Origin of the sequence: Bradyrhizobium sp. 164 (assembly GCF_023073715.1) — a bacterium.
GTDB lineage: Bacteria > Pseudomonadota > Alphaproteobacteria > Rhizobiales > Xanthobacteraceae > Bradyrhizobium.
In genome coordinates this window covers 105,970-129,056 of record NZ_JADPKA010000006.1, presented here as the reverse complement: position 1 = coordinate 129,056, position 23,087 = coordinate 105,970, and the positions used below count along the sequence as shown (strand labels likewise).

Below are 23,087 nucleotides of genomic sequence, written 5' to 3'. Positions count from 1 at the left end.
CGGCGAGAAGCCCGCCCAGAACAAGGCACAGCGCGGCCGGCGCAGCCCGCAGGCGGCGGCCATCACCTCGTTCGTGCCGTTCTAGCACCCCATTCACGTCGCTTAACCCGTGCCCGGCCCTTTTAGGGCCTTACCCCTGTCGGCTCGTTTGCGCCCAGCAACTCGACCTGTCCCACGAGGCGTATATCGATACGCGGCCCCGTATTCCCTTCAACCCAGCCCCGAACGCGAATACGTCGATTCTCCAAGGACTTGAGGGTAATTCCGGCGTTTTCGAATGCCGGCAGCGTGCGCCTTGAAATAGTCGCCGCAAAGCCCCGTGTCCAGTTTCGTCCGAAGTTGAGGTAGGTCATTGCCCCAGCTTGCCGGACCGACAGGACTTTGCCCTCGACCACCATAAAACGCCCAATCCCTGCCAAAATATCGTCCGGACTTTCCGCGTTTTTTATGGCCGACGGATCAGCCCAGCTGCCCATTTTTTGGCGCCGCGCCTCGGCTTCCGACGCCATCAGGGCGGCCGCGCAGTCCTTGTCCGTGATCTCGGCGGAGACGATGGCATCGCCTTGGGCGAGCAGCGTGGCCTGTACCGAGATATCGCTCTCGCCGACGAACACAAAAGCGCCTTGCCGGCCGTAGCGGTCAGGTGTGTCGTCTGTGCCGCGCAGGGCCACGTCGCGGCCGGCGAGCAGCGACGTCAGGGCCTGCTTTGTCGTCGCCGTCGTCTCGATGCCGATCAGGCGGATTTCGCGGCCATCGTCGAGACGCACGCTGCGCGCATCGACGATGGCCGCGACGCGGCCTTCGCCCTGAGACTCGAACTGGCATGGGCTCGCGGATGCGCTGTGACCCGCGACGAGAAGAAGTGCGACGATGAGGTGAAGGCGTGGCGTCACGTGACCCGGAGAGGTTGTATTGCGTGCCAAGCTTAGCTCATGCGTAGTGGCTCGCGAAGAGGCTTCCTCATACTCCGTCATTGCGAGCGCAGCGAAGCAATCCAGAGCCCCTCCGCGGAAAGATTCTGGATTGCTTCGCTACGCTCGCAATGACGTGGAGACATTTGTCCGCGCCTCACCATTCCGCTTTGCGGAAAACACACGCGGCAATCGTGCGCACGCAACGTACCTTCGCTTGCTGCGCTCTCGCGCATACGGCATGATTGCAGCAACACCAATAGCCAAGCCGCCATCAGAGCACGGCGCGATAAGGGAGACCTTTTTCATGAAGCGTATTTTGTCGGTCATTTTTGCCGCAGCGTTTGCCCTGAGCGCGAGCGCCGTGCAGGCGGAGGACAAGCCGCCGCTCAAGATCGGCGGCATCCTCGACATGTCGAGCCTCTATGCGGACATCACCGGCCCCGGCAGCGAGACCGCGGCCAAGATGGCTGTCGAAGACTTTGGCGGCGAGGTGCTGGGACGCAAGATCCAGGTGCTGGCGGCCGACCATCTCAACAAGGCCGATCTGTCCGCCAACATCGCCCGCGACATGCTCGACAATCAGGGCGTCGAGATGATCTACGACGTCGCGGCCTCGGCGACCGCGCTCGCCGCCGGAGAGATCGCGAAAGCGCGTAACAAGATCATCATCTTCAACGGCCCGGGCTCGATCCGCCTCAGCAACGAAGCCTGCGGTCCCTATACCGTGCACTACGTGTTCGACACGTTCGCCCAGGCCAACGTGACCGGCCTTGCCGCGGTCAAATCGGGCCTCGACACCTGGTTCTTTCTCACCGCCGATTATGCCTTCGGCCAGGATCTGGAGAAGGATACCAGCAACGTCGTCACCAAGACCGGTGGCAAGGTGCTCGGCAGCGTGCGTCATCCGCTCAACACCTCGGATTTCTCGTCGTTCCTGCTGCAGGCGCAGGCCTCGAAGGCCAAGGTGATTGGGCTCGCCAATGCCGGCGGCGACACCGTCAACGCCATCAAGCAGTCGGCGGAGTTCGGCATCATGAAGGGCGGCCAGAAGCTGTCGCCGCTGCTCGCCTTCGTCACCGACATCGACTCGATCGGGCTTGAGACCGCGCAGGGCCTGCTGCTGGCCGAAGCGTTCTACTGGGACATGAACGAGGAGACGCGCGCCTTCTCGAAGCGCTTCCAGGAACGCGTGAAGCGGCCGCCGACCTCGGCGCAGGCCGGCGTCTATTCCTCCGTCACGCATTATCTGAAAGCGGTGAAGGCAGCCGGCACGACCGACGCTGCGGCGGTCATGAAGGTGATGAAGGAGACGCCGATCAACGACTTCTTCGCCAAGGGTGGCAAGATCCGCGAGGACGGCCGCATGATCCACGACATGTACCTGTTCGAGGTGAAGAAGCCGTCGGAATCCAAGGGCCGCTGGGACGATTACAAGCTGCTCGCCACCGTCCCCGGCAATGAGGCGTTCCAGTCGCTGGAGCAGTCGCGCTGCCCGCTGGTGAAGAAATGACAGCGTGACGAACTCGCAACGTCATTGCGAGGAGCGAAGCGACGAAGCAATCCAGACGGCATCTGCGGAAACACTTCTGGATTGCTTCGCTTTGCTCGCAATGACGGTGTGGTGATAGCTAAAACAACAAGGGAGACGTCCCATGAACGACATGGTCCTGCAAAAGCTCGAAGGCGGGCTGCTCACCATCACGATGAATCGCCCGGAGCGGAAGAACGCGCTCAACCCCGACATGGTCGCCGGACTGGTCGAGGCGGCGCGGCGCGCGGCCGATGATCCGGAGGTGCGGGCGGTGCTGTTCAAGGGCGCGGGCGGCAGTTTCTGCGTCGGCGGCGACGTCAAGTCGATGGCGGAGGGCCGCGCGCCGCTGCCGTTCGAGCAGAAGCTCGCAAACCTGCGCCGCGGCATGGAGGTCTCGCGCATCCTGCATCAGATGCCAAAGCCCATCGTGGCGCAGCTCGACGGCGCGGCGGCCGGCGCCGGCCTGTCGATGGCGCTGTCCTGCGACCTGCGCATCGCCAGCGAATCCTGCAAGATCACCACGGCCTTCGCCAAGGTCGGCTTCTCCGGCGATTACGGCGGGACCTATTTTCTGACGCAACTGCTCGGCAGCGCGCGGGCGCGCGAGCTCTATCTGATGTCGCCGGTGCTGACTGCAAAAGAGGCGCATGCGATCGGCATGGTGACGAAGGTGGTTCCCGACACCGAGATCGACGCTGCCGCGCACGAGCTCGCGCTGTCGCTGGCGCAGGGCCCATCGATTGCGCTTGGCTTCATCAAGCGCAACATCAACAATGCCGAGCATCTGGCGCTGGAGGATTGCTTCGATGGCGAGGCGATCCATCACACCCGATGCGGCGACACCGAGGACCACAAGGAGGCCGCCAAAGCCTTCGTCGAGAAGCGCAAGCCGACCTTCAAGGGCGCATGACGATGGCGCCCTATATCCGGCTGCGTCAGATCTGCCTGGTGGCGCCGCAGCTTGAGCCTGTCATCACGGACATCGCCAGGATCATGGGCCTCACTGTGTGCTATCGCGACGGCAATGTCGCGAAATACGGTCTGGAGAACGCGCTGCTCCCGGTCGACACAATCCTGCTGGAAGTCGTGGCGCCCTTCAAGGACGGCACCACGGCCGGCCGCTTCATTGAGAAGACCGGCGGCCGCGGCGGCTACATGGCGATCTTCTGCTGCAACGATCCGGACGAGCGCGGCCGCAACGCCAACGCGCTGGGCGTGCGCACCGCCAACGTCATCGACCATGCGCCCTATCACGGCGTGCAGCTCCACCCCCGCGACTGCCGCGCCGCCTTCATCGAGTTCAATCACACCGAAGGCAGCGACGACATTCTCGGCGTCTATCCGCCGGCGGGACCCGACTGGCAAAAATTCATCCGCAAGGATGTGACGCAGGCGCTGACGACCGTGGAGATGCAAAGCCCAGACCCGCAGGGGCTGGCGGAGCACTGGGGTAAGATCATTGGTATTGCGCCGCGCGACGCCGAACTGAAGCTGCCCAATGCAAGCTTCCGATTCGTGAAGGGGGCCAGCGAGATCATGAGCGCGCTGGAGTTTCGGGTGGCTGACGTGGCGGGCGTGCTGCATGCGGCCAAGGCGAAGGGGCTGGCCGTTGCCGGCAACGAGTTCTTGTTAGGTGGTGTAACGTTCCGCGTCGCTTGATTTGTCGGCTCATCTCTCACCGTGTCGTCGTGCCCGGGCTTGTCCCGGGCATCCGCGTTCTTGAGCTGGAATGACGGCGTTGGATGGTCGGGACAAGCCCGGCCATCACGGATAGACTAATCGAAAAACAACAGGGACACGCCATGCCGCATCCGCTCGACAGCTTCTTTGCGCCCGCGAGCATCGCGCTGATCGGGGCCTCGCGCGATCACGAGAAGATTCCGGGGCGGCTTTTGTCGATGCTGCGCAAGAACGATTATCCCGGCAAGATCTATCCGGTGAACCCGAACTATGCCGACATCGATGGGCTCGCCTGCTGTAAATCGATCGCCGAGATCGGCGCTCCGGTCGATCTCGCCGTCATCGTCATTCCGGCCCGCGCAGTGCTGCCAGCGCTCGAGCAATGCGCCGCCGCCGGGGTCAAGAACGCCGTCATCATCTCCTCTGGCTTCGCGGAGGAGGGCGGCGACAGCGCAGCAATGCAGGACGCGATCGCGGCGCTGGCGAGACGCACCGGCATGCGGATTTCCGGCCCCAATGCCGAGGGCTTCTTCAGCCAAATGCAGCGCGTGGCGGCCACCTTCAGTCCCGCAGCGGACGTCAAGCCGGGTGTGGTACCGCTGGTCGCTACGCAAAAGCGGATCGGCATCGTCGCGCAGAGCGGCGGCATCGGCTTTGCCTATTATCATCGTGCGAAGGCGATCGGTATCGCCGTGAGCTACGTTGTCAGCGCCGGCAACGAATCCGATCTCGGCGCCGGCGAGTTCCTGGACTATTTGGTGCAGGACGCCTCGACCGACGTGATCCTGCTGTTCATCGAAGGCATCCGTGACGTCGACAAGTTTCTGGCCGCGGCGCGGCGCGCTGCCGAGACGAGAAAGCCCGTCATCGTGACAAAAGTCGGCCGTTCCGGCGCAGGCCAGCGGGCGGCAGCCTCGCACACGGCGAGCATGGCCGGCTGGTCGACGGCCTATGACGCGGTGTTCGCGAAATACGGATTCATCGTCTCCAACGATCTCGACGAGGCGCTGACGATCGCGGCGCTGCTCGCCAGCAATCCGCTGCCAAAGGGCGATCGCGTCGCCGTTGTCACCGTCTCCGGCGGCGCCGGCATCTGGGCCGCGGATGCTGTGGCACTGCAAGGCTTGCAGGTGCCGGAGCTCTCCGAAATGATCCAGGCCGGGATCCGAACGCTGATGCCATCCTACGGCACCGCACGCAACCCGATCGACGTTACGGCGCAAGGCGTGACCTCCGGCGGATTGCAGAAGAGCGTCGACCTGCTCACCGCCTCCGACGAGGTCGACGCGGTGCTGGTCGTGCTCTCACTGTCGAGCGAGGTGCGCAAACCGTTCGACGAGGCCGAGCTGACGCCGGCGCTGGCGGCGCAGAAGAAGCCGGTCGCGTTCTATTCCTACACGGTGCCCTCCGACTTCGCGCGGCGGGAGCTCGCGAAGTCCGGTGTCGTGGTCCTCTCCGGTTTGACTCATGTCGGCGTCGCGATGCGGCGGCTCGTCGACTACGCAATGTTCAATCTGCCGAAGCCCGCGGACGAGACGCGGTTGCCGGTGCGCGATCTCTCTGCGCATTTGAAGCAGCAGGCATTGTCCGAGGCCGACAGCAAGGCATTGCTCCGCGGCGCCGGCATCGGGCTGCCGGACGAAGTGTTGGTGACGGAAAAGGCCGGGCTGGATGAAGCCGTCGCCCGCGTAGGCTTTCCGCTGGTGATGAAGATCCAGTCGCCCGACATCGCGCACAAGAGCGAAGTCGATGGCGTGCGGGTCAACATCACCACCAAGGGCGAGGTCTTCCTGGCATTCGAAGCGTTGCTCAACAATGCGCGCAGGCAGCGGCCGGCGGCGGTCATTCAAGGTGTGCTGGTCGGGCCGATGGCGAAGAAGGGCGTCGAGATCATCGTGGGAACGATGACGGACAAGACATTTGGCCCGATGGTGATGGTGGGGCTCGGCGGCGTCACGACCGAGCTATTCCGCGATGTGATCTATCGTCCGGCGCCTGTCGGTGCGGAGGAGGCCGGCGCGATGCTGGCAGGATTGAAGGCTGCGCCGCTCCTGAACGGTTTTCGCGGAGGGGCGAGGGCGGATGTCACGGGTCTGGCGCAGCTCGTCGCCGATATCTCCGTGCTTGCCGCACGGCATGCAGCGGAGATCGCGGAGATCGAGCTCAACCCGGTGCTGGTGCACCCGGAGGGGCAGGGCGTGACGATCGTCGACGCGCTGGTGGTGGGGCGCACTTAAACCCTCTCCCCTTGTGGGAGAGGGGGGCTCGCCGCATCCCGGCGAGACGGGTGAGGGGTATCTCTCCGCAAATACGGACTTGATCGCATGGATAGATACCCCTCATCCGGCGCTTCGCGCCACCTTCTCCCACAAGGGGAGAAGGAACAAAGAGGTGCCTTCACCCGACGAGCTACCTTCCCCTAAAATTCGCCACGCGCCGTTCTTCCGTCGCCTTCACGCCCTCCTTAAAATCCTCCGTCGCGCGCAGCCGCGTCTGCTCGGCGAGTTCGTGATTGGTCGCCGCCATGACGCGGTCGGCCAATCCGGCGCGCATCGTGGCGCGGGTGGAGAGCAGGCCGAGCGGGGAGCATTCGGCGATCTCGCTGGCGAGCTTCATCGCGGCCGCCTTGACCTGGTCCTGCGGCACCAGCTCGTTGGCGAGGCCCCATTTGTAAGCCTCCTCGCCGGTGACGCGGCGGCTGGTATAGAACATCAGCTCGGCGTTGTTCTTGCCGATCAGCTCGGGCAGCGTCACGGTCAGGCCGAAGCCGGGATGGAAGCCGAGCTTGGTAAAGTTCGCGGAGAAGCGGGCTTCGGGACAGGTGACGCGGAAGTCCGCGGAGACCGCCAGGCCCAGGCCGCCGCCGATGGCAGCGCCCTGCACGGCGGCGACGATCGGCTTCTTGGCGCGGAAGATGCGCACGGCCTGGATGTAGAGATGGTTGATCGGCCCGAGACTGTCGGCCGGATCGCCCTTGGCGGTCTTCTCCGCTTCGCGCGCTTCCTGCGCCTGCCGCGCCGGATCGCCGAAATTGGCGCCGGCGCAGAATGCCTTGCCCTGTGCCGATAGAACCGAGGCGCGGATTTCGATGTCGCGGTCGAACTCGTCGAGCGCATCCGCGATCTGGTTGATCAGCGAGATGTCGAAGAAGTTGAGCGGCGGGCGGCGGATCTCGATGGTGCCGACATGTCCGACCTTCTCGACGCCGATGTCATTATAGGTGCTCATAGGTTGTCTCCAAACATCTCGATCTCTCAGTAGCGAAGAACCACCTCTCCCATCGGGAGAGGTCGGCGCGTAGCGCCGGGTGAGGGGCTGCGGTCCTGGTGAGGGCGTAACCCCTCACCCGATTTGCTGACGCAAATCGACCTCTCCCTATGGGAGAGGTGGCCGGAGCGAGCCGCGATCGTGTCGTCCATTCGTCCTAACGCAAGCCCAGTCCGCGGGCGATGATGCCGCGCAGCACCTCGGTGGTGCCGCCCTGGATGGTGAGTTTCGGTGCGGTCTTGATGGCGAAATCGAGCTGCCGCTCCAGCGTCTCGCGGTTGGTCGCGGTCTCCTCGACGAAGGCGGCGAGATCGCGCACCCGGTGCGGCAGCTGCTGCTCCCAGACCGTGCCGATATCCTTGACGATGGACGCTTCCACCACCGGCTCCTTGCCGGCCTGCAGCATGCCGGCAACCGAAACCGACATGCGCCGCATGGTGTGGAGCTGCGCAACCAGGCGCCCGATGCCCTCGGCGCTGCGCGTGTCCGGGTTGGGGCCGATCGCGCGCACCAGCTCGGTCAGCACGTAATAGGTTTCGAGGAAGCGTTCGGGGCCTGAACGCTCATAGGCAAGCTCCGATGTCGCCTGCTTCCAGGCGCCATCGACCTCGCCGAGCACATGATCGTCGGGAATGAAGTGATCAGTGAAGACGACCTCGTTGAACTCGTACTGGCCGGTGATCTGGCCGATCGGGTTCACCTTGATGCCCGGCTGCTTCATCTTGACCAGGAACTGGGTCAGGCCGTGGCGGCGGTTTTCCTTGGTCGGCGGCGAGGTCCGGAAGATCGCGATCATGTAGTCGGCAATATGCGCCGACGAGGTCCAGATCTTGGTGCCGTTGATGAGATAGCCGCCGTCGGTCTTGGTCGCGCGTGTCTTTGCCGCGAACAGGTCGGAGCCGGAGTTCGGCTCGCTCATGCCGATAGCGAAACAGATCTCGCCGCGGCAGATGCGCGGCAGGATCTCCATCTTGATGTGCTCGGGCGCATATTTCAGCAGCACCGGTCCGCTCTGGCGATCGGCGACGAAGAAGCGCCGCGTCGGCGCATTCGCCACGCGCATCTCTTCGGTCACGACGTAACGTTCGAGGAACGAGCGCTCCTGGCCGCCATATTTTTTGGGCCAGGTCATGCCGAGCCAGCCCTTGGCGCCGACCCGGCGCGAAAATTCCGGCGCGTCGGTGTCCTCGCGGTTGGGCTTGTGCGGATCGAAGGTGCCGGCGGCAATTTCTTCGGCGAGGAAGGCGCGCACTTCCTTGCGCAATTGCTCGCATTTTTCGGGGAGGCGGATCGGATCGAAACGGAGGGCAGCGGTCATTGTGGTCGTCCCCTGATCAGCGCGAAGCCACGAGCGGCCACAATTCATCGGCGCCGCGGTTTGCAACGAGCCTGCCGAGCTCGACGGCCCAATGGCTCTCCGACCCGAAATCGTCGCGCCATGCCAGCGCCCGCAGCGAGTAGCGGTGCAGGATATGCTCCATGGTGAAGCCGATCGCGCCGTGGACCTGGTGCGCGATGGCGCCGCCCTTTTCCGCAGCTTCCGCGCAACGGATTTTTGCGGAGGCGGCTTCGAGATAAACCTCGTCGTCGAACGCCTTGGCGTTCGCAATCGCATCGGCGGCAGAGGTCGCGGCCGCCAGCGCTGCGGCGGATTCACCAGCGAGGCGTGCGAGATTGTGCTGCACCGCCTGGAATTTCGAGATCTTCTTCTCGAAGGCGACGCGCTCGTTGGAATAGCGAACGGAGATATCGAGCATGGATTCCAGCGCGCCGGCGATCTGAAGGCTGCGCGCGACGCCGCCCATCAGCATCAGCGTGGTCTGCTCAAAGCTTTGTGGCGCGGGCTTGAGGGTGACGGGCTGAACCTTATCGAGCGTCACGGTGTCGCTGTGGTCGTAGCCGACATTGAGCCCGGCTTCGATCCGGGACTTGTTCGCATCGACCAGCGCGATGGACATGCCGTCCTTGCCCCGCGCCAGCACCGCAAAATGCTTCGCCGCCTTGGCAAAGGGCACGCCGCGCGCGCGGCCGAAGAGCGCGCCGTCGGCATCGAGCGTGATGTGATCCTTTGGCGAGGCCGGCAGCACCGTCATCTCGCCCTCGGGCGAGGCAATCTTGGCCTGCGCGAGCAGCCAGCCCGCGAGCATGGTCTCGGCCAGCGGAACCGCGACCGCAAAGCGGCCCGCAGCGTTCAGAAGGGCAAAGCCGTCGGCAAGGCTGGCGCCGGAGCCGCCGAGGTCGTCAGGCACCCACGAGAGCGGCAGGCCGGCCTCGCTCAGCGCCTGCCACAGCGGCGCCTGCCACGAATTCTTCTTGTCGTTGTTGATGGTTTGCGGATCGGCGAGATCAGCGAAGATTTTTTCCGCGGTCTCGACGACGATATTGTCACTCTCCGCCACAGCGTTCCCCGTGCTTTGCCATTGGCGCGTCCGCCCGTGGATGGGCGCGCGGTGTCTTCTTGCGCCCGATGATCGGAAAAAGCCATGGCCCTGACAAGCGTTGATCGCAGGCCAACCTGCAGCGCCGGCATGGGCGACAAGCTAATTCCGCTTAGCGGAGTTTGCTCGATTTGCAGGGCGCGGCAAACTCGCTAAACAAGACGCCGACATCAGATCAGGGAGGAACATCAGGGATGGCAAAGGACAGCTTGTGCGCAGTCGTGACGGGGTCGGCATCCGGCCTGGGTGCTGCAACCGCGGAAATTCTCGCGCGGAGCGGGGCCCGGCTCGTCATCAACTATTCCTCGAGCCAGAAGGAAGCCGAGGCCACGGCTGAGCTCTGCCGCAAGGCCGGCGCCGCGGAAGTCCTGGTCGCGCAGGGCGACGTCTCAAAGGATGACGATTGCCGCAAGATCGTCGCAGCGGCGGCCGGGTGGGGCCGGCTCGACGTGCTCGTCAACAATGCCGGCACCACCAAGCACGTCGCTCACGCCGATCTCGACGGCTTGTCGGCGGAAGATTTCCAGCGGGTCTATGGTGTCAACACCATCGGATCGTTCCAGATGGTACGCGCGGCACGCAGCCTGCTCGAGGCCGGCGCCAAGGCTTCGGGCCGGTCGTCGGCGGTGGTCAACGTGTCCTCGGTCGCCGGCATCAGCGGCGTCGGCTCGTCGATCGCCTATGCCGCGAGCAAGGGGGCGCTCAACACCATGACCTTGTCGCTGTCGCGCGCGCTGGCGCCGCTGATCCGCGTCAATACGGTCTGCCCCGGCTATATCGACACGCCCTGGTTCACCAAGGGCCGCGGCGAGGCCGGCGCAAAACAGGTGCGCGACAGCGTGGTGGCGAAAGTGCCGCTCAAGGTCGCCTCGAGCGCGGAAGACATCGCGCAGCTCGTCTGCTTCCTCGCGATGCCGGCCTCCAGCAATATGACCGGCGAGGTCGTGCGCATGGATGCGGGGATGCATTTGATTACGTGACCCTGTCATTGCGAGCTAAGCGAAGCAAATCCAGAAAGCGTCCGCGGCGACGGTCTGGATTGCTTCGTCGCAAGAGCTCCTCGCAATGACGCCGTGTGAGGCGGCAGGCTCCCCTACGGCCTGCGGCGATCATCCCTTGATCACGCCGCTGGCCACCAGGCGGTGCCAGATGAACAGCACCACCACGGCGCCGATCGTGGCCATGATGAAGCCGGCGCCCTGGTCGGGGCTGTAATGGCCGATGGCCTGGCCGACGAAGGTCGCGAGAAACGCGCCGGCGATGCCGAGGATGGTGGTGAGGATGAAGCCGCTCGGATTGTTCGGCCCCGGCGCGAGCCAGCGCGCGATGAGGCCGGCAACGAAGCCGACGAGGATGATCCACAACAGGCCGCCCATGCTCATGACAGTGCTCCCCTCCCTTTGACGACAATCAGATGCGGCCCGAGAGCTCGTCCTCGGTCGGCAGCCTTCCGTCCGGCGTCAGATGGTCGACCACCTGCGGCAGATACTGGCTGAGGCCGGAGAGCAGCTCCTCGCGCGACAGGCCGCTCTGGGCGGACAGGCTGTCGATCTGGTCGGCGCCGAGCGCGCTGGCGAGATCGCCCGGTGCAATCGGCTTGTTCTCGCCCTTGCCGACCCAGGAATTTGCGGCGTCGCCATGGCCGCTCTGCTGGAGCTGGTTGAGGAGATCGCCAAGCCCGCCGCTCAGCACGGTGCCGGCCGCGCCGCCCGCTAGCAGGCCGCCAAGGCCGCCCTTCAGCAAGCCTCCGAGACCGCCAAGCCCACCGCTGTCTGCGGTGTTCACCGGCGGCGGCGCAGGCGTCGGCGACGGTTGCGGGGCCGTGCCAGATTGGTTTGCGGTGATATGCTTGAAGGCTTTCCAGGCGAGCAGGCCGAGCAGCGCCATGGTCATCGGCGACATGCCGCCGGAGGATTGCTCGGAGCTGGGCGTGCTGGGGCCGCGCGGGCCGTTCTGCATGCCGTTGAGGACGTCGAGTAGACCCATCGTGCTCTCCCTTTGGCGTCTCGTTCGGCGAGCGCTCGCCGCTGACAGGCCCCCGGGGCGAGAACATATGGGGCAGTCATGACGGTTACAAGGCGGCTGCGACGCGATGGGCAGCCGGCTTCGCCTCTGCTATCGAAGGCCGGTCATTCAGGGAGCGAGATCAGTGCTTACGGATCGACCGATCGTGGTGGCCGGCGCCGGCGCCATCGGCTGTTTCGTCGGCGGCATGCTGGCGGCCGCGGGCCGCCGCGTCGCGCTGCTGGTGCGGCCGCGGGTGAAGGGCGAGATCGAACACTTCGGCCTGCGGCTGACGGACCACGATGGCTCCGAGAACAAGCTCGGTGCTGGCCAGCTCGCTTTGTCGGAGGACCCTTCGATCTTCCACAGCGCCGGCATCGTGCTGGTGACGGTGAAGAGCGCCGACACCGCCGATGTCGCGGAGCAGATCGGGCAGCATGCGCCGCACGACGCCGTCGTGGTCTCGCTTCAGAACGGCATCGGCAATGTCGCGGTGCTAGGCGAGCGTCTCGGCGGCCGGCGCGTGCTCGCCGGCATGGTGCCGTTCAACGTGATCGCGATGGGTGAGGGCCGTTTCCACCGTTCGACCTCCGGCGATATTCATATCGGAGAGGATGCGGAGAACACGGCCGCGGCGCTCTCGGTTCCGGGGCTCACCATGCGCGCGAGCCGCGACATCACCGGCGTGCAATGGGGTAAGCTGATCATCAATCTGAACAACGCGCTCAGCGCGCTCTCCGACATGCCGCTCGCCGCTCAATTGGCGAGCCGCGACTGGCGAAGGCTGTTCGCGGACCAGATGGCCGAGGGCCTCGCCGCGCTGAAGGCCGCCGGCATCGCGCCGGTTTCGGCAACGCCGATCCCAATGGGATGGACGCCGACCTTGCTGAGGCTGCCAGATGTAATCTTCAATGCGATCCTGGGCCGCACGATGAAGATCGACCCCGAGGCGCGTTCCTCGATGTGGCAGGACCTGAAGCAAGGGCGCAAGACCGAGATCGACTATCTTCAGGGCGCGGTCATCGCGCTGGCCGAACAGAACAATATCGACGTGCCGCTGATGCGCCGCATTGTTGCGTTGATCAAGGAAGCCGAAGTCGCGGGCAAGGGCTCACCCGGGCTGACGCCACGGCAGATTCGCGGATCAGCGTGAGCGCGAAGGAGCAGTGCGATGAAGCGTTGTTTGATGATCGGGCTCGCGCTGGCTGCGCTCTGCGGCGCATCCACGTTCGCTGATGCAAGACCGCCGACGGTCGTGAACTCTCCGGGCTATGACGCGCGATTGCAGGAGAGCCGCAAGGCGTTGAGCGCTCCGCCAACGGCAGCGGCGCCCGCAATCAAACCCAAGCGCACTAAGAAGAAGCACGCGAACTGACGCCACGCTCTGCGCCGCCGTCCCGGACAAGCGCGCCCAAAGCGCGCGCCGATCCCCGACCCATAATCACAGGATTGGGTGTGGCGAAGACTCGTGGTTGCCGACTGCGTGCGACAACTCCTCCCTGTGGCGATGGGTCTCGGATCTGCGCTTAAGGTTGTCCGGGACGACAGCGGAGTTGGGAGCGGCCAGCTAACCCTTCTTCGCCGGCTTGCTCTGCGTTGGATTGAACAACTTCTTCAAATCGTTCAAGCTTTCCGACAGGCGCGGCCACTCGCAGGAGAACGAGCCCTTGGTGCAGGGCGCGCCCTTCGGCTTCGGGCCGACAGTCTGCTGCACCTTCGGCCGCTCAACCGGGACGGGCACGCGTGCGCGTTCGACCTCGGTTCGCAGTGCGATCTGCTGGAGCTGCTGGACCTGTTGTTCCTGCTGCTCGCGCTGCTGTCGCGCGGTGGCTTGGGCCGCTTCATTGCTGCGGCGCTGACTGGCGAGATAGGCGGTGTAGGCTTCGTCGATCTTCTTCTGCTCCTCGGGGGTCGGATTCGGCCCGGCGATGTCGAAGGTGCGATCCTGGAGGAAGTCGTAATAGGAATAGCCGCCGCCTGCCTTGCGGCGGCCAGCGAACTTGGCGTTGCAATCGGCGAGCGCCGCCGTCTTCTCAGCCTTGGTCGGAGATTTCTCGGCGGCGTCAGCGCATTGCTCGAAGTCGACCGGCGCGCGCTTCCACCATTGCGCCCGGGCATGCGGCAGCGTCAGCAGAAATAATCCTGCTGCGGTAACGAGAAGCGGCGCCGCACGACGCGATGCAACTACGACCGACATTTTACGAGAGCATTCCTTGCACGACTCAACCCCACCTGAGTCGAGCCGGATTTTTGCCTCTTTATCGCCGGCTTGTCACCCATGGAACCCGGGAATTTCATGGCTGGGCTGCTGACATTTTTTGCTTGACGTGGCGCGGGAGTCACAGCCGCGCGGCAGGTGATGCGCTTAAACTTTTATTGGTCTGAATTCGAAGGAGAATGTCCGTTGCGAGCGCTGGCAGGTATCGTCGCAACCGCCCTGGTGCGAACGTGGCGCCGGCCGCGCTCGAACAGCGCTATGTCGAGCGCGAGGTGATCTATCTGCTCGGCACCCTCGAACCAATCCGGAGCATCGCGCGCTCGACAAGAGCTGCATGGCGAAGGCGCAAGGCGCCACGCGCTACGCCCGCGGACATGCCTATGCGGAGGCGATGGCCAAGCGCAACCACCGCACGCCCAATCACAAGATCTGGACGTTCCCGGCGTCGGCCATGACGGCGACCAGATGCTGACCTCGCGGTGCGGGCTCGCGGCACTGTTCGATAGTGCGGGCTGCAGCGCGGAGCGCTGATGCGCATGCCTTGAAGGCTTGTGCCTTGAAGGCTTGGCTTTGGCTGTTACACTTCGCACTGTGAGCGCCTCATCGTGAGGCGGCGCCAAAAAGACGAAGTGGAAACGCCTGATGCTGCTGCCTCTGTCCGACGTGCCGCGCTGGTACGCTGAGCGCAAACCGCACGGCACGATCGCCGTCCGTCATGGGCAGGAGACGCTGACATGGGACGAGCTCGAGCGTGGCGCCAACCGGCGCGCGCGGGCGTTCATGGCCAAGGGCGTCAAGCCCGGTGACTTCGTCGCGATCGGATTACCCAACAGCAACGCGTTCTTCGAGACATCCTTTGCGGTGTGGAAGTGCGGGGCAACGCCGACCTCGCTGTCGTGGCGGCTGCCGCGCGGCGAAGCCGCCGCGGTGCTCGACATCCTCAAGCCGGCGCTGGTGGTCGGCGGCGAGGCCGATTGGAACGCGCCGAACCGTCTCCCGGCTGATTTCGTGCCGCAAGGTTTTTCGGACGAGCCGCTCGACCCGCCGGTGGCGCGCTACTGGAAGGCCATGACCTCAGGCGGCTCGACCGGCCGTCCCAAGGTGATCCTCGACCATCATCCGGCAGTGACCGACACCGTCGCTGCGCCGCCGCTGAATATCGCCTTCGGGGTCTCACTGCTCAATCCCGGCCCGCTGTATCACAATGCGCCGTTCATCGTGTCGCATTACGCGCTGTTCGCCGGCGGCAAGCTCACCGGCCTCGTCAAGTTCGACGCTGAGGAGACGCTGCGGCAGATCGAACGCGAGCGCGTGCAATGGGTCAATTTCGTGCCGACCATGATGCACCGGATCTGGGCGCTGCCGGAGACCGTGCGCAACGCCTACGATGTATCGAGTCTTCAGACGGTTTTCCATATGGCTGCTCCGATGCCGCCCTGGCTGAAGGAGAACTGGATCGCCTGGCTCGGGCCCGAGCGGATCTGGGAGCTCTATGGCGGCACCGAGCGCCAGGGCGCCTGCATCATCTCCGGTACGGAATGGCTGACGCACAAGGGTTCGGTCGGCAAGATCGGCGACATGGCGAAGCTTCGCATCATCGGCGAGGACGGCAACGATGTCGCGCTTGGCGAGACCGGCGAGATCTATTTCCTCAACAATGACGGCACGGACGCGACCTATCACTATCTCGGCGCCGAGCCGAAGCGCCGTGCCGACGGCTGGGAATCGCTTGGCGATATCGGCCGGCTGGATGCGGAAGGCTATCTCTATCTCGGTGACCGTCTTGCCGACATGATCCTGCGCGGCGGCGCCAACATCTATCCGGCCGAGGTTGAGGCCGCCGTCTCCGCCTGTCCCGGCGTGCGTTCCTGCGTCGTGGTGGGATTGCCCGATCCGGAATTGGGCCAGCGCGTCCACGCCATCATCGAGCCGGAGCCCGATGCCGACGGTCAGGCCATCGCTGATGGCGTGGCCGATTTCCTGAAGGACAAGCTCAGCCGCTACAAGCACCCGGAGAGTTTCGAGATCGTCAACGCGCCGCCGCGCGATGATTCCGGCAAAGTCCGCCGCACCCTGTTGCGCGACGAGCGCGCGGCGTGGATGAAGGAGGGGCGCGCCTTCCGGATTTGGCCGGCGAAGGCGCGGGCGCACGCCGAATAAGACAAAAACACGGACAAGAACACGGAAGGACGACATGACGATCACCATCGCAGCGAGCAGCGTGCCGAAGCCGCCGGCGAGCATCATCGCAGGTTTCGGCGACGCGCCGACCTCGGTGATCTCAGACAATCTGGCCCGGCTGCCGGGCGCAGTGGGGTTAAGGCCCTTTCATCGCGGCGGCAAGCTGGTGGGAGCGGCCTTCACGGTGCGCACCCGTCCCGGCGACAATCTCGCCATCCACCGCGCGCTCGAGCTGGTCGGCCCTGGCGACGTCATCGTGGTCGATGGCGGCGGCGACGAGTCGCGAGCCCTGGTCGGCGAGATCATGAAGAACATCGCGCAATGGCGCAAAGCCGAAGGCTATGTCATCGACGGCGCGATCCGCGACGTTGCGGCGTTCGCGGCCGACGACTTTCCCTGCTACGCCCGCGCGGTGATCCATCGCGGCCCCTACAAGAACGGCCCCGGCGAGATCAACGTGCCGGTCACGATCGGCGGCAGCGTGATTGCGCCCGGCGATATCGTCGTCGGCGACGAGGACGGCGTGGTGTCGTTTCCCGCCGCGGGCGCCGCGGCTCTGCTGGAGGCGGTGCGCGTCCAGGTCGCGCGCGAGGAGGAGACGCTGAAGGCGATTCGCGAGGGGCGCTACCAGGGCTCCTACGGCAAGTCCTGATCAGGCGACGACAAGAGAGGATGGCATGAGCCAGAAGAATGAATTCCACAATATCGATGATCCCAGCGACGGGCTGTTTCGCGAACTCGCGGCTGGGGTGACCACGCGCATCTTCTCCGGCGAGCAGGCGATGCTGTCGGTGGTGACGCTCGCGCCGCACGCGCAGGGCACGCTGCACCATCATCCCGAGGAGCAATGGGGCGTGCTGCTCGACGGCTCCGCCATCCGCGTCCAGGGCGATGAGGAAATCCCGGTCAAGAAGGGCGATTTCTGGCGCACACCCGGCAACGTGCCGCACACGATGCGCGCCGGCCCCGACGGCGCCCGCGTGCTGGACATCTTTAGTCCACCAAGGCCAGAATACAGGAAACCGGGATCCGGTTTCGGGACGACCTGAAGCGCTCAAAAGAAAAAGCAAAGCGCGCGGGGATCAAAGGGAGGGGACCATGACGATCACGCGACGTACGCTCCTGGCTGCGCCGGCCATCCTCGCAATGGCGCAGGCGGCGGCGCAAGGGAGCAAGATCACGCTCGTGGTGCCGTTTCCGCCGGGCGGATCGACCGACGCGATGGCGCGGCTGTTGCAGTCCAATCTGCAAACCAGGCTTGGCCGCATCGTCGTGGTCGAGAACAAGTCGGGCGCCGCTGGCGCGCTCGGAGCGGCGCAGGTGGCCAAGAGCCCCGCGGACGGCTCGACATTTTTGGTGACGTTCGATTCCCATGCGGTGATTCCATCCATCCTCGACAAGCCGCCGGTGGATGTCGAGCGTGAGCTGATGCCGGTCCTGCTGATCGGCACCGCGCCTTACGTCATCGCGGCCGGCGCCGGCCGTCCCTACAAGAGTTTCGCGGACGTGGTGGCGGCCTGCAAGGCGACGCCCGGCGCGGTGAAATATGCCTCGGTCGGCATCGGCACGCTCGGCCATCTCGCCATGACCGTGCTCGGCAGCAAGGCCGGTGTCGAGATCATGCACGTACCCTATCGCGGCGGCGGCCCGGCGATGAACGACGTGCTCGGGGGCCATGTCGATCTGATTGCGGGATCGGCGGCGCTGGTCGCAGCCCAGCTCGGCACCAACATGCTGCGACCGATCCTGCAGCTTGGCCGCGAGCGGCTGCCGGCACTGCCGGACACGCAGACCGCGATCGAGGCGGGCTTTCCGGACTTCGAGACGCTCGCCTGGTGGGGCATCTTCGCGCCCGCCGGCACGCCGCCGGACATCGTTTCGGCCATGGCGACGGCCTCCAAGGAGATCCTGAGTGAGCCCGCGACCGCCGCCCAGCTCAAGGACACCCAGCACATGACGCTGCTGCTCGAGGACGGCGCCGCGTTCAAGGGCTTCTTCGACAAGCAGGTCGCTTATTGGGGCAAGGTGGTAAAGGATAACAATATCAGGGCTTAGCTATCCGGCCTCTTCAAACTCCGCGGAGCGGCCGCGCGAAGCTGAGCTCATGGCCATCGGGGTCGGTGAGATGGAAATAACGTTCGCCCCATTCCGCATCGCGCGGCGTGGTCGAGGGCCGCCATCCGGCGGCGCGCGCCTGCTCAAAAGTCGCGTCGACATCGGCGACATAGAAGATGACGCGGCCCCACCAGGACCAGCGCTTGTCGTCCGGCTGTGCCGTCAGGTTGAGATAGCCGGTCCCGGCGCGAAAGCTGGTAAATGCCGCGGCTTTTCCGCCATAGAGGAGCTCGAACCCCAGCGAATGATAGAAGTGAACGGCGCGCGCCATGTCGTGCGTGCCGAGGGTGATAGCGCTGATGCTTTCGATCATGGGAGCTGCTCCGCAGGGTCAACCCAGACGCGATTGTACAGCCTCCTCGCTCGGCTTGGCGATGACCCGCCTTGCGGCTGGCGAACGGCATCCTGCTCTGCTATGAGGGGGCCGAACCCGCAACTCCGGGTTCCGCGGTCCCGTAGCTCAGCCGGATAGAGCGGCGGTTTCCTAAACCGTAGGTCGGAAGTTCGAGTCTTCCCGGGATCGCCATTTTCAGGGCACCGTTACGGTTTGCCACGCCGCTCGGCGCAAAAATTGCTAGAAGCGAGCGGCTTCCTTCCTTGCTGGCCCGGCCGACGTGCCCGCCACACCTCACAGCACTATCCGGAGACGACGATGCCTTTCGACCTGATCCTGCGCGGCGGCCGTGTGGTCGATCCGTCCCAGAAGCTCGATGCCGTGACCGATGTCGCTTTTGCCGGCGGCAAGGTGGCAGCGGTCGGCAGCGGGCTCAAGGCCGATCCGGGCACCGAGGTCCGTGACGCGTCACGCTACATCGTGACGCCGGGGCTGATCGATCTGCACACCCATGTCTATTGGGGCGGCACCTCGCTCGGCATCGATGCCGAGGAGTTCTGCCGCCTCTCCGGCGTCACCACGGCGGTGGATACCGGCAGCGCCGGGCCGGGCAATTTCGCAGGCTTTCGCAAGCATGTGATCGAGCCGAGCCAGGTCCGCATTCTCGCTTATCTGCACGTCTCGCATGCCGGCATCTTCGGCTTCTCGCACCGGATCATGGTCGGCGAGAGCGAGGAGCTGCGGCTGATGAATCCGATCGACGCGGCCAAGGTGGCGGATGCCAATCGCGATCTCATCGTCGGCATCAAGGTGCGTGTGGGCCTGCACTCCTCGGGCACGTCCGGAACCGTGCCGCTCGACATCGCGCTCCAAGTCGCGAACGAGGTCGGCATGCCCCTGATGGCGCATATCGATCACCCGCCGCCGAGCTATGAGGAGGTGCTGGCCCGCCTGCGCCCAGGCGACGTGCTCACCCACGCGTTCCGCCCCTTCCCCAACACGCCCGCGACCGCGCAGGGCACGGTGAAGAAGGCGGTGCTGGATGCACGCGAGCGCGGCGTGCTGTTCGACATCGGTCACGGCAAGGGCTCGTTCGCGTTCAAGACCGCGCGCGCGATGCTCGCCAACGGCTTCTATCCGGACACGATCTCGTCCGACATCCACATGCTGTGCATCGACGGCCCCGCCTATGACCAGGTCACGACCATGTCGAAATTCCTGTGCATGGGCATGGAGCTACCGGATGTGATTGCGGCTTCGACGGTGAATGCGGCGATGGCGCTGCGCCGCCCCGAGCTCGGCAGCCTCAAACCGGGCAGCGTCGGCGACGCCACGCTGATCTCGGTCAAGCAGGGCCAGTTCGATTACGAGGACGTCGTCGGCGAGCACCTGATCGGCGATCGCAAGATCGTCTCCGACGGTGTCGTTATCGGCGGCCGCTGGTGGCATCCGAATTGAGCAGGACGCGATTACAGCGACCTTGCAATCAACAGCTTCATGATCTCGTTGGTGCCGCCGTAGATCTTCTGGATGCGGGAATCGATGAAGATGCGTGAGATCGGGTATTCCTGCATGTAGCCGTAGCCACCGAACAGCTGCAGGCATTCGTCGGCGGTCTCGACCTGCTTCTCCGAGCACCAATATTTCGCCATCGACGCCGTGACCGTGTCGAGGTCTTTTGCGATCAGGCGCTCGATGCACCAGTCGACGAAGACGCGCGCGATCATCGCCTCGGTCTTGCGCTCGGCGAGCTTGAACGCGGTGTTCTGGAAGTCCATCAGCGGTTTGCCGAAGGCTTTCCGCTCCTTGGTGTAGTCGGTGGTGAGCTTGATCGCACGCTCCATCGCGGCGACGGCGCCGACCGCGAGCGCGAGGCGCTCCTGCGGCAATTGCTGCATCAGCTGGACAAAGCCCTGGCCTTCCTCCTTGCCGAGCAGGTTGTCCGGCGGCACGGTGACATTGTCGAAGAACAGCTCCGACGTGTCGGAGGCGTGCAGGCCGATCTTGTCGAGGTTGCGCCCGCGCCGATAGCCTTCAGTGCCCGCCGTCTCGACCACGATCAGCGAGATGCCTTTCGCGCCCGCCTCGCCGGTACGTGCGACCACGATGACGAGATCAGCGGCCTGGCCGTTGGTGATGAACGTCTTCTGGCCGTTGATGACGTAGGAATTGCCCTGCTTCTTCGCCGTGGTCTTCACGGCCTGCAGATCCGAGCCCGTGCCGGGCTCGGTCATGGCGATGGCGCCGACCATCTCGCCCGAGGCCATCTTCGGCAGCCAGCGCTTCTTCTGCTCCTCCGAGCCGTAATTGAGAATATAGTGCGCGACGATGGCGCTGTGCACGGAGACCCCCGTCGTCAGCTCCGGCACCGTGCTTTCGAGATCGTCCAGCACCGCCGCGTCATAGGCGAAGGTGGCGCCCAACCCGCCATATTCCTCCGGCACGCTTGCCAGCAGCGCCCCCATCTCGCCGAGCCCGCGCCAGGCGAAGCGGTCGACCATTTTCTGCTCGCGCCATTTTTGCGCGTGCGGCGCCAGATCCTTGGCGAGATATTTCCGGAACTGGTCGCGGAAGATTTCGAGCTCTTCGGTCATCCAGGAGGAGCGGTAGGACATGGTTACCTCGGTTAATGCGGCTGTCCGGCTTGGTAGGCCGGCAGGGCGCGGCAATTATTGTGTTTTCAGGCTGCGCCAGTGACGCTACCAAGGCGGCCGGAAATGCATCAGGGTGTCTGATTTTGGCTGCCAAAACTCAAGAGCTCAAGCTCGACATCGAGCGCATCGGCACAGTCTCGGCGATCCTGACGCAGCCGGCCGAGGCGCGCGCCTGCTACGTGCTGGCGCACGGCGCAGGCGCCGATATGCGGCATGCGTTCATGGAGAAGGTCGCACAAGGTCTCGCTGACCGCGGCATCGCGACGCTTCGCTTCAATTTCCCGTACATGGAGAAGAAGCAGCGGCGTCCCGATCCACCGGCGGTCGCCCACGTCGCGATCCGCGCGGCGGCCGTGGAGGCGGCGCGGCTGTGCCCGGGATTGAAGCTCGTGGCCGGCGGGAAGTCGTTCGGCGGGCGCATGACCTCGCAGGCGCAGTCCAAGGCCCCATTGCCTCACGTCAAAGGGCTCGCCTTCCTCGGCTTTCCCCTGCATGCCGACAAAAAGCCGTCGGTCGATCGGGCCGAGCATCTCGCCGCCATCGCAATCCCGATGCTGTTCCTGCAGGGGACGCGCGACGGGCTTGCCGATCTCGGCCATCTCAAGCCGGTCGTCGCGCGGCTCGGAGCGAAGGCGACGCTGCATGAGATCGAGGGCGGCGATCACTCCTTCGCGGTCCTGAAAAAGTCCGGCCGCAGCAATGACGAGGCGCTGACAGAGGTGCTCGACACGCTGGCGGCTTGGATCGATGGGCTTGCCTGAAGCTCACGCCGCATAGAGCCCCTTGTCGCGCGCCTTCTGGATCGCCAGCGCGGCGATCAGGTCGAGGGCAGGCGTCGATAGGCCGGCGGCGCGCGCGAAGGCGGCCGGCGCCTTCACCAGCACGTCGATCTCCATGGCGCGACCGAGCTCGTAATCCTGGAGCAGCGATGGCTTGTGATTGGGGGCGGGGCCGCTGCGGGTCACGCGCTTGACCTCGGGGATGAAGTGCTGGGCGATGTCGTTGGCCTCGTTCAGCATGCGCGGAATGACTTCAGTGAAGGCGGGATCGTCGCGCACGCCGCGCGCGGTCTGGCCGGTGAGCAGGCACAGCACCGACAGCGACATGTTAGTCAGGAGCTTTGACCAGATCGCCTCGCGGATCTCGGCCACCGGCGGCGATTCCAGCCGGGCATCGTTGAAGACACCGCGCAGCCTGGTGATGCGCTCGGAATTGCGGTCGTCGCATTCGCCGATCAAGAGGCGGTTGCGGTCCGGGGTGAGGTTCTGCACCACGCCGGGCGCGATCACCTCGTTGGACGAGAAGACGATGCCGCCGACGATGCGTTCCTTCGGGATGCAGGCGCGCAAGCGCCCGCCGGGATCGAGAAACGAAATGTCCGGCGGCGTGGGGTGTCGCGGCGGCAGGCCGATGCCGTACCACCAGGGAATGCCGTTCTGCGCGAACACGATCGCGGTGTCGTCTTGCAGCAGCGGCTTGATGCTGGAGACCAGTCCCTGAAGCGCGGTTGCTTTCAGCGTCGAGATCACGACGTCCTGCGGCCCGAGTTGGGCCGGATCGCCGGACGCGTTCACCTTGGCGCCGACCTCGGAATCGCCGACGCGCAGCTTGAGGCCGCCGGCGCGCGCCGCCTCCAGGTGCGCCCCCCGCATCACGCAACTGACCTCATGGCCCGCGCGTGCCAGCCGTACCGCAATGTGGCTGCCGACGGCGCCCGCGCCGAAAATGCAGATGCGCATGTCTGTGTCCCG

Annotated in this window: 23 protein-coding genes, 1 tRNA gene and 1 pseudogene; 15 read left to right on the top strand and 10 right to left on the bottom strand. The window is 65.0% G+C overall.

Features of this window, described 5'->3' with window-relative positions; all coding sequences use genetic code 11:
* Window positions 1-122 precede the first annotated feature (122 nt).
* Window positions 123-974 carry a thermonuclease family protein gene (locus IVB01_RS02345; protein ID WP_247276325.1) on the bottom strand — a complete coding sequence of 284 codons (852 nt, stop codon included), beginning with the start codon at window positions 972-974 and terminating at the stop codon, window positions 123-125.
* Window positions 975-1,218: 244 nt separating this feature from the next.
* Here IVB01_RS02345 and IVB01_RS02340 point away from each other — a divergent pair, with 244 nt between their 5' ends.
* The 4 genes from IVB01_RS02340 to IVB01_RS02325 all read left to right on the top strand — a co-directional run bounded on the left by IVB01_RS02340 (window position 1,219) and on the right by IVB01_RS02325 (window position 6,362).
* Window positions 1,219-2,424 carry an ABC transporter substrate-binding protein gene (locus IVB01_RS02340; protein WP_247276326.1) on the top strand — a complete coding sequence of 402 codons (1,206 nt, stop codon included), beginning with the start codon at window positions 1,219-1,221 and terminating at the stop codon, window positions 2,422-2,424.
* Window positions 2,425-2,566: 142 nt separating this feature from the next.
* Window positions 2,567-3,355, top strand: coding sequence for an enoyl-CoA hydratase (locus IVB01_RS02335; protein WP_247276327.1), 789 nt, complete (start codon window positions 2,567-2,569; stop codon window positions 3,353-3,355).
* 2 nt (window positions 3,356-3,357) lie between these two features.
* A complete protein-coding gene (locus IVB01_RS02330; protein WP_247276328.1) occupies window positions 3,358-4,104 on the top strand; it encodes a hypothetical protein in 747 nt (248 codons plus the stop codon).
* Window positions 4,105-4,247: 143 nt separating this feature from the next.
* Window positions 4,248-6,362 carry an acetate--CoA ligase family protein gene (locus IVB01_RS02325; RefSeq protein WP_247276329.1) on the top strand — a complete coding sequence of 705 codons (2,115 nt, stop codon included), beginning with the start codon at window positions 4,248-4,250 and terminating at the stop codon, window positions 6,360-6,362.
* Window positions 6,363-6,534: 172 nt separating this feature from the next.
* Here IVB01_RS02325 and IVB01_RS02320 read toward each other — a convergent pair whose 3' ends face one another.
* The 3 genes from IVB01_RS02320 to IVB01_RS02310 form a co-directional block, all read right to left on the bottom strand.
* Entirely contained in the window at window positions 6,535-7,353 is an 819-nt protein-coding gene (locus IVB01_RS02320) for an enoyl-CoA hydratase/isomerase family protein (RefSeq protein WP_247276330.1), read from the bottom strand.
* Between the two features lie 196 nt (window positions 7,354-7,549).
* Complete coding sequence (locus IVB01_RS02315) at window positions 7,550-8,710, bottom strand: acyl-CoA dehydrogenase family protein (protein WP_247276331.1); 1,161 nt, start codon at window positions 8,708-8,710, stop codon at window positions 7,550-7,552.
* 16 nt (window positions 8,711-8,726) lie between these two features.
* A complete protein-coding gene (locus IVB01_RS02310) occupies window positions 8,727-9,791 on the bottom strand; it encodes an acyl-CoA dehydrogenase family protein (RefSeq protein ID WP_247276332.1) in 1,065 nt (354 codons plus the stop codon).
* 233 nt (window positions 9,792-10,024) lie between these two features.
* Here IVB01_RS02310 and IVB01_RS02305 point away from each other — a divergent pair, with 233 nt between their 5' ends.
* A complete protein-coding gene (locus tag IVB01_RS02305; RefSeq protein ID WP_247276333.1) occupies window positions 10,025-10,810 on the top strand; it encodes an SDR family oxidoreductase in 786 nt (261 codons plus the stop codon).
* A gap of 129 nt (window positions 10,811-10,939) precedes the next feature.
* On the opposite strand, the gene IVB01_RS02300 is transcribed toward IVB01_RS02305, so the two are convergent.
* Window positions 10,940-11,212 carry a GlsB/YeaQ/YmgE family stress response membrane protein gene (locus tag IVB01_RS02300; protein ID WP_247276334.1) on the bottom strand — a complete coding sequence of 91 codons (273 nt, stop codon included), beginning with the start codon at window positions 11,210-11,212 and terminating at the stop codon, window positions 10,940-10,942.
* A 28-nt stretch (window positions 11,213-11,240) separates the two neighbouring features.
* Window positions 11,241-11,816, bottom strand: a complete 576-nt coding sequence (locus IVB01_RS02295) for a YidB family protein (protein WP_247276335.1) — start codon at window positions 11,814-11,816, stop codon at window positions 11,241-11,243.
* A gap of 163 nt (window positions 11,817-11,979) precedes the next feature.
* On the opposite strand from IVB01_RS02295, the gene IVB01_RS02290 reads away from it, so the two are divergent.
* Both IVB01_RS02290 and IVB01_RS02285 read left to right on the top strand, forming a co-directional pair.
* Complete coding sequence (locus IVB01_RS02290; protein ID WP_247276336.1) at window positions 11,980-12,987, top strand: 2-dehydropantoate 2-reductase; 1,008 nt, start codon at window positions 11,980-11,982, stop codon at window positions 12,985-12,987.
* 18 nt (window positions 12,988-13,005) lie between these two features.
* Window positions 13,006-13,209, top strand: coding sequence for a hypothetical protein (locus IVB01_RS02285; protein WP_247276337.1), 204 nt, complete (start codon window positions 13,006-13,008; stop codon window positions 13,207-13,209).
* A 192-nt stretch (window positions 13,210-13,401) separates the two neighbouring features.
* Here IVB01_RS02285 and IVB01_RS02280 read toward each other — a convergent pair whose 3' ends face one another.
* Window positions 13,402-14,031, bottom strand: a complete 630-nt coding sequence (locus IVB01_RS02280) for a hypothetical protein (RefSeq protein ID WP_247276338.1) — start codon at window positions 14,029-14,031, stop codon at window positions 13,402-13,404.
* A gap of 260 nt (window positions 14,032-14,291) precedes the next feature.
* Between IVB01_RS02280 and IVB01_RS02275 the strand changes: the two are divergent.
* From IVB01_RS02275 to IVB01_RS02255, 5 genes and pseudogenes are all read left to right on the top strand, one after another.
* A pseudogene (locus IVB01_RS02275) lies at window positions 14,292-14,583 on the top strand (alpha/beta hydrolase); the annotation flags it as partial.
* A gap of 111 nt (window positions 14,584-14,694) precedes the next feature.
* Window positions 14,695-16,212 (top strand): AMP-binding protein, encoded by a 1,518-nt coding sequence (locus IVB01_RS02270; protein ID WP_247494226.1) that lies wholly within the window; start codon window positions 14,695-14,697, stop codon window positions 16,210-16,212.
* Window positions 16,213-16,246: 34 nt separating this feature from the next.
* Complete coding sequence (locus IVB01_RS02265; protein WP_247276340.1) at window positions 16,247-16,885, top strand: RraA family protein; 639 nt, start codon at window positions 16,247-16,249, stop codon at window positions 16,883-16,885.
* Between the two features lie 25 nt (window positions 16,886-16,910).
* On the top strand, window positions 16,911-17,282 hold the full coding sequence (locus IVB01_RS02260; protein ID WP_247276341.1) for a cupin domain-containing protein: 372 nt from the start codon (window positions 16,911-16,913) through the stop codon (window positions 17,280-17,282).
* A gap of 49 nt (window positions 17,283-17,331) precedes the next feature.
* Window positions 17,332-18,288 (top strand): tripartite tricarboxylate transporter substrate-binding protein, encoded by a 957-nt coding sequence (locus tag IVB01_RS02255; RefSeq protein ID WP_247276342.1) that lies wholly within the window; start codon window positions 17,332-17,334, stop codon window positions 18,286-18,288.
* 13 nt (window positions 18,289-18,301) lie between these two features.
* On the opposite strand, the gene IVB01_RS02250 is transcribed toward IVB01_RS02255, so the two are convergent.
* Window positions 18,302-18,661, bottom strand: coding sequence for a VOC family protein (locus IVB01_RS02250; protein ID WP_247276343.1), 360 nt, complete (start codon window positions 18,659-18,661; stop codon window positions 18,302-18,304).
* 136 nt (window positions 18,662-18,797) lie between these two features.
* Here IVB01_RS02250 and IVB01_RS02245 point away from each other — a divergent pair.
* Both IVB01_RS02245 and IVB01_RS02240 read left to right on the top strand, forming a co-directional pair.
* A tRNA-Arg gene (locus IVB01_RS02245) sits at window positions 18,798-18,874 on the top strand.
* A 126-nt stretch (window positions 18,875-19,000) separates the two neighbouring features.
* Window positions 19,001-20,140: an amidohydrolase/deacetylase family metallohydrolase gene (locus IVB01_RS02240; RefSeq protein ID WP_247276344.1), complete on the top strand. Its 1,140-nt coding sequence runs from the start codon at window positions 19,001-19,003 to the stop codon at window positions 20,138-20,140.
* 11 nt (window positions 20,141-20,151) lie between these two features.
* On the opposite strand, the gene IVB01_RS02235 is transcribed toward IVB01_RS02240, so the two are convergent.
* A complete protein-coding gene (locus IVB01_RS02235; RefSeq protein ID WP_247276345.1) occupies window positions 20,152-21,297 on the bottom strand; it encodes an acyl-CoA dehydrogenase family protein in 1,146 nt (381 codons plus the stop codon).
* 122 nt (window positions 21,298-21,419) lie between these two features.
* Between IVB01_RS02235 and IVB01_RS02230 the strand changes: the two genes are divergently transcribed.
* Window positions 21,420-22,097, top strand: a complete 678-nt coding sequence (locus tag IVB01_RS02230) for an alpha/beta family hydrolase (RefSeq protein WP_247276346.1) — start codon at window positions 21,420-21,422, stop codon at window positions 22,095-22,097.
* Window positions 22,098-22,100: 3 nt separating this feature from the next.
* Here IVB01_RS02230 and IVB01_RS02225 read toward each other — a convergent pair whose 3' ends face one another.
* Window positions 22,101-23,075 (bottom strand): ketopantoate reductase family protein, encoded by a 975-nt coding sequence (locus tag IVB01_RS02225; RefSeq protein WP_247276347.1) that lies wholly within the window; start codon window positions 23,073-23,075, stop codon window positions 22,101-22,103.
* Window positions 23,076-23,087: the final 12 nt, after the last annotated feature.

Excerpts from the sequence above, each read along its gene's own strand:
- IVB01_RS02345 (WP_247276325.1), bottom strand. The coding sequence starts at position 974 with ATGACGGAGTATGAGGAAGCCTCTTCGCGAGCCACTACGCATGAGCTA.
- IVB01_RS02340 (WP_247276326.1), top strand. The coding sequence starts at position 1,219 with ATGAAGCGTATTTTGTCGGTCATTTTTGCCGCAGCGTTTGCCCTGAGC.
- IVB01_RS02335 (WP_247276327.1), top strand. The coding sequence starts at position 2,567 with ATGAACGACATGGTCCTGCAAAAGCTCGAAGGCGGGCTGCTCACCATC.
- IVB01_RS02330 (WP_247276328.1), top strand. The coding sequence starts at position 3,358 with ATGGCGCCCTATATCCGGCTGCGTCAGATCTGCCTGGTGGCGCCGCAG.
- IVB01_RS02325 (WP_247276329.1), top strand. The coding sequence starts at position 4,248 with ATGCCGCATCCGCTCGACAGCTTCTTTGCGCCCGCGAGCATCGCGCTG.
- IVB01_RS02320 (WP_247276330.1), bottom strand. The coding sequence starts at position 7,353 with ATGAGCACCTATAATGACATCGGCGTCGAGAAGGTCGGACATGTCGGC.
- IVB01_RS02315 (WP_247276331.1), bottom strand. The coding sequence starts at position 8,710 with ATGACCGCTGCCCTCCGTTTCGATCCGATCCGCCTCCCCGAAAAATGC.
- IVB01_RS02305 (WP_247276333.1), top strand. The coding sequence starts at position 10,025 with ATGGCAAAGGACAGCTTGTGCGCAGTCGTGACGGGGTCGGCATCCGGC.
- IVB01_RS02300 (WP_247276334.1), bottom strand. The coding sequence starts at position 11,212 with ATGAGCATGGGCGGCCTGTTGTGGATCATCCTCGTCGGCTTCGTTGCC.
- IVB01_RS02295 (WP_247276335.1), bottom strand. The coding sequence starts at position 11,816 with ATGGGTCTACTCGACGTCCTCAACGGCATGCAGAACGGCCCGCGCGGC.
- IVB01_RS02285 (WP_247276337.1), top strand. The coding sequence starts at position 13,006 with ATGAAGCGTTGTTTGATGATCGGGCTCGCGCTGGCTGCGCTCTGCGGC.
- IVB01_RS02280 (WP_247276338.1), bottom strand. The coding sequence starts at position 14,031 with ATGTCGGTCGTAGTTGCATCGCGTCGTGCGGCGCCGCTTCTCGTTACC.
- IVB01_RS02270 (WP_247494226.1), top strand. The coding sequence starts at position 14,695 with ATGCTGCTGCCTCTGTCCGACGTGCCGCGCTGGTACGCTGAGCGCAAA.
- IVB01_RS02265 (WP_247276340.1), top strand. The coding sequence starts at position 16,247 with ATGACGATCACCATCGCAGCGAGCAGCGTGCCGAAGCCGCCGGCGAGC.
- IVB01_RS02260 (WP_247276341.1), top strand. The coding sequence starts at position 16,911 with ATGAGCCAGAAGAATGAATTCCACAATATCGATGATCCCAGCGACGGG.
- IVB01_RS02255 (WP_247276342.1), top strand. The coding sequence starts at position 17,332 with ATGACGATCACGCGACGTACGCTCCTGGCTGCGCCGGCCATCCTCGCA.
- IVB01_RS02250 (WP_247276343.1), bottom strand. The coding sequence starts at position 18,661 with ATGATCGAAAGCATCAGCGCTATCACCCTCGGCACGCACGACATGGCG.
- IVB01_RS02240 (WP_247276344.1), top strand. The coding sequence starts at position 19,001 with ATGCCTTTCGACCTGATCCTGCGCGGCGGCCGTGTGGTCGATCCGTCC.
- IVB01_RS02235 (WP_247276345.1), bottom strand. The coding sequence starts at position 21,297 with ATGTCCTACCGCTCCTCCTGGATGACCGAAGAGCTCGAAATCTTCCGC.
- IVB01_RS02225 (WP_247276347.1), bottom strand. The coding sequence starts at position 23,075 with ATGCGCATCTGCATTTTCGGCGCGGGCGCCGTCGGCAGCCACATTGCG.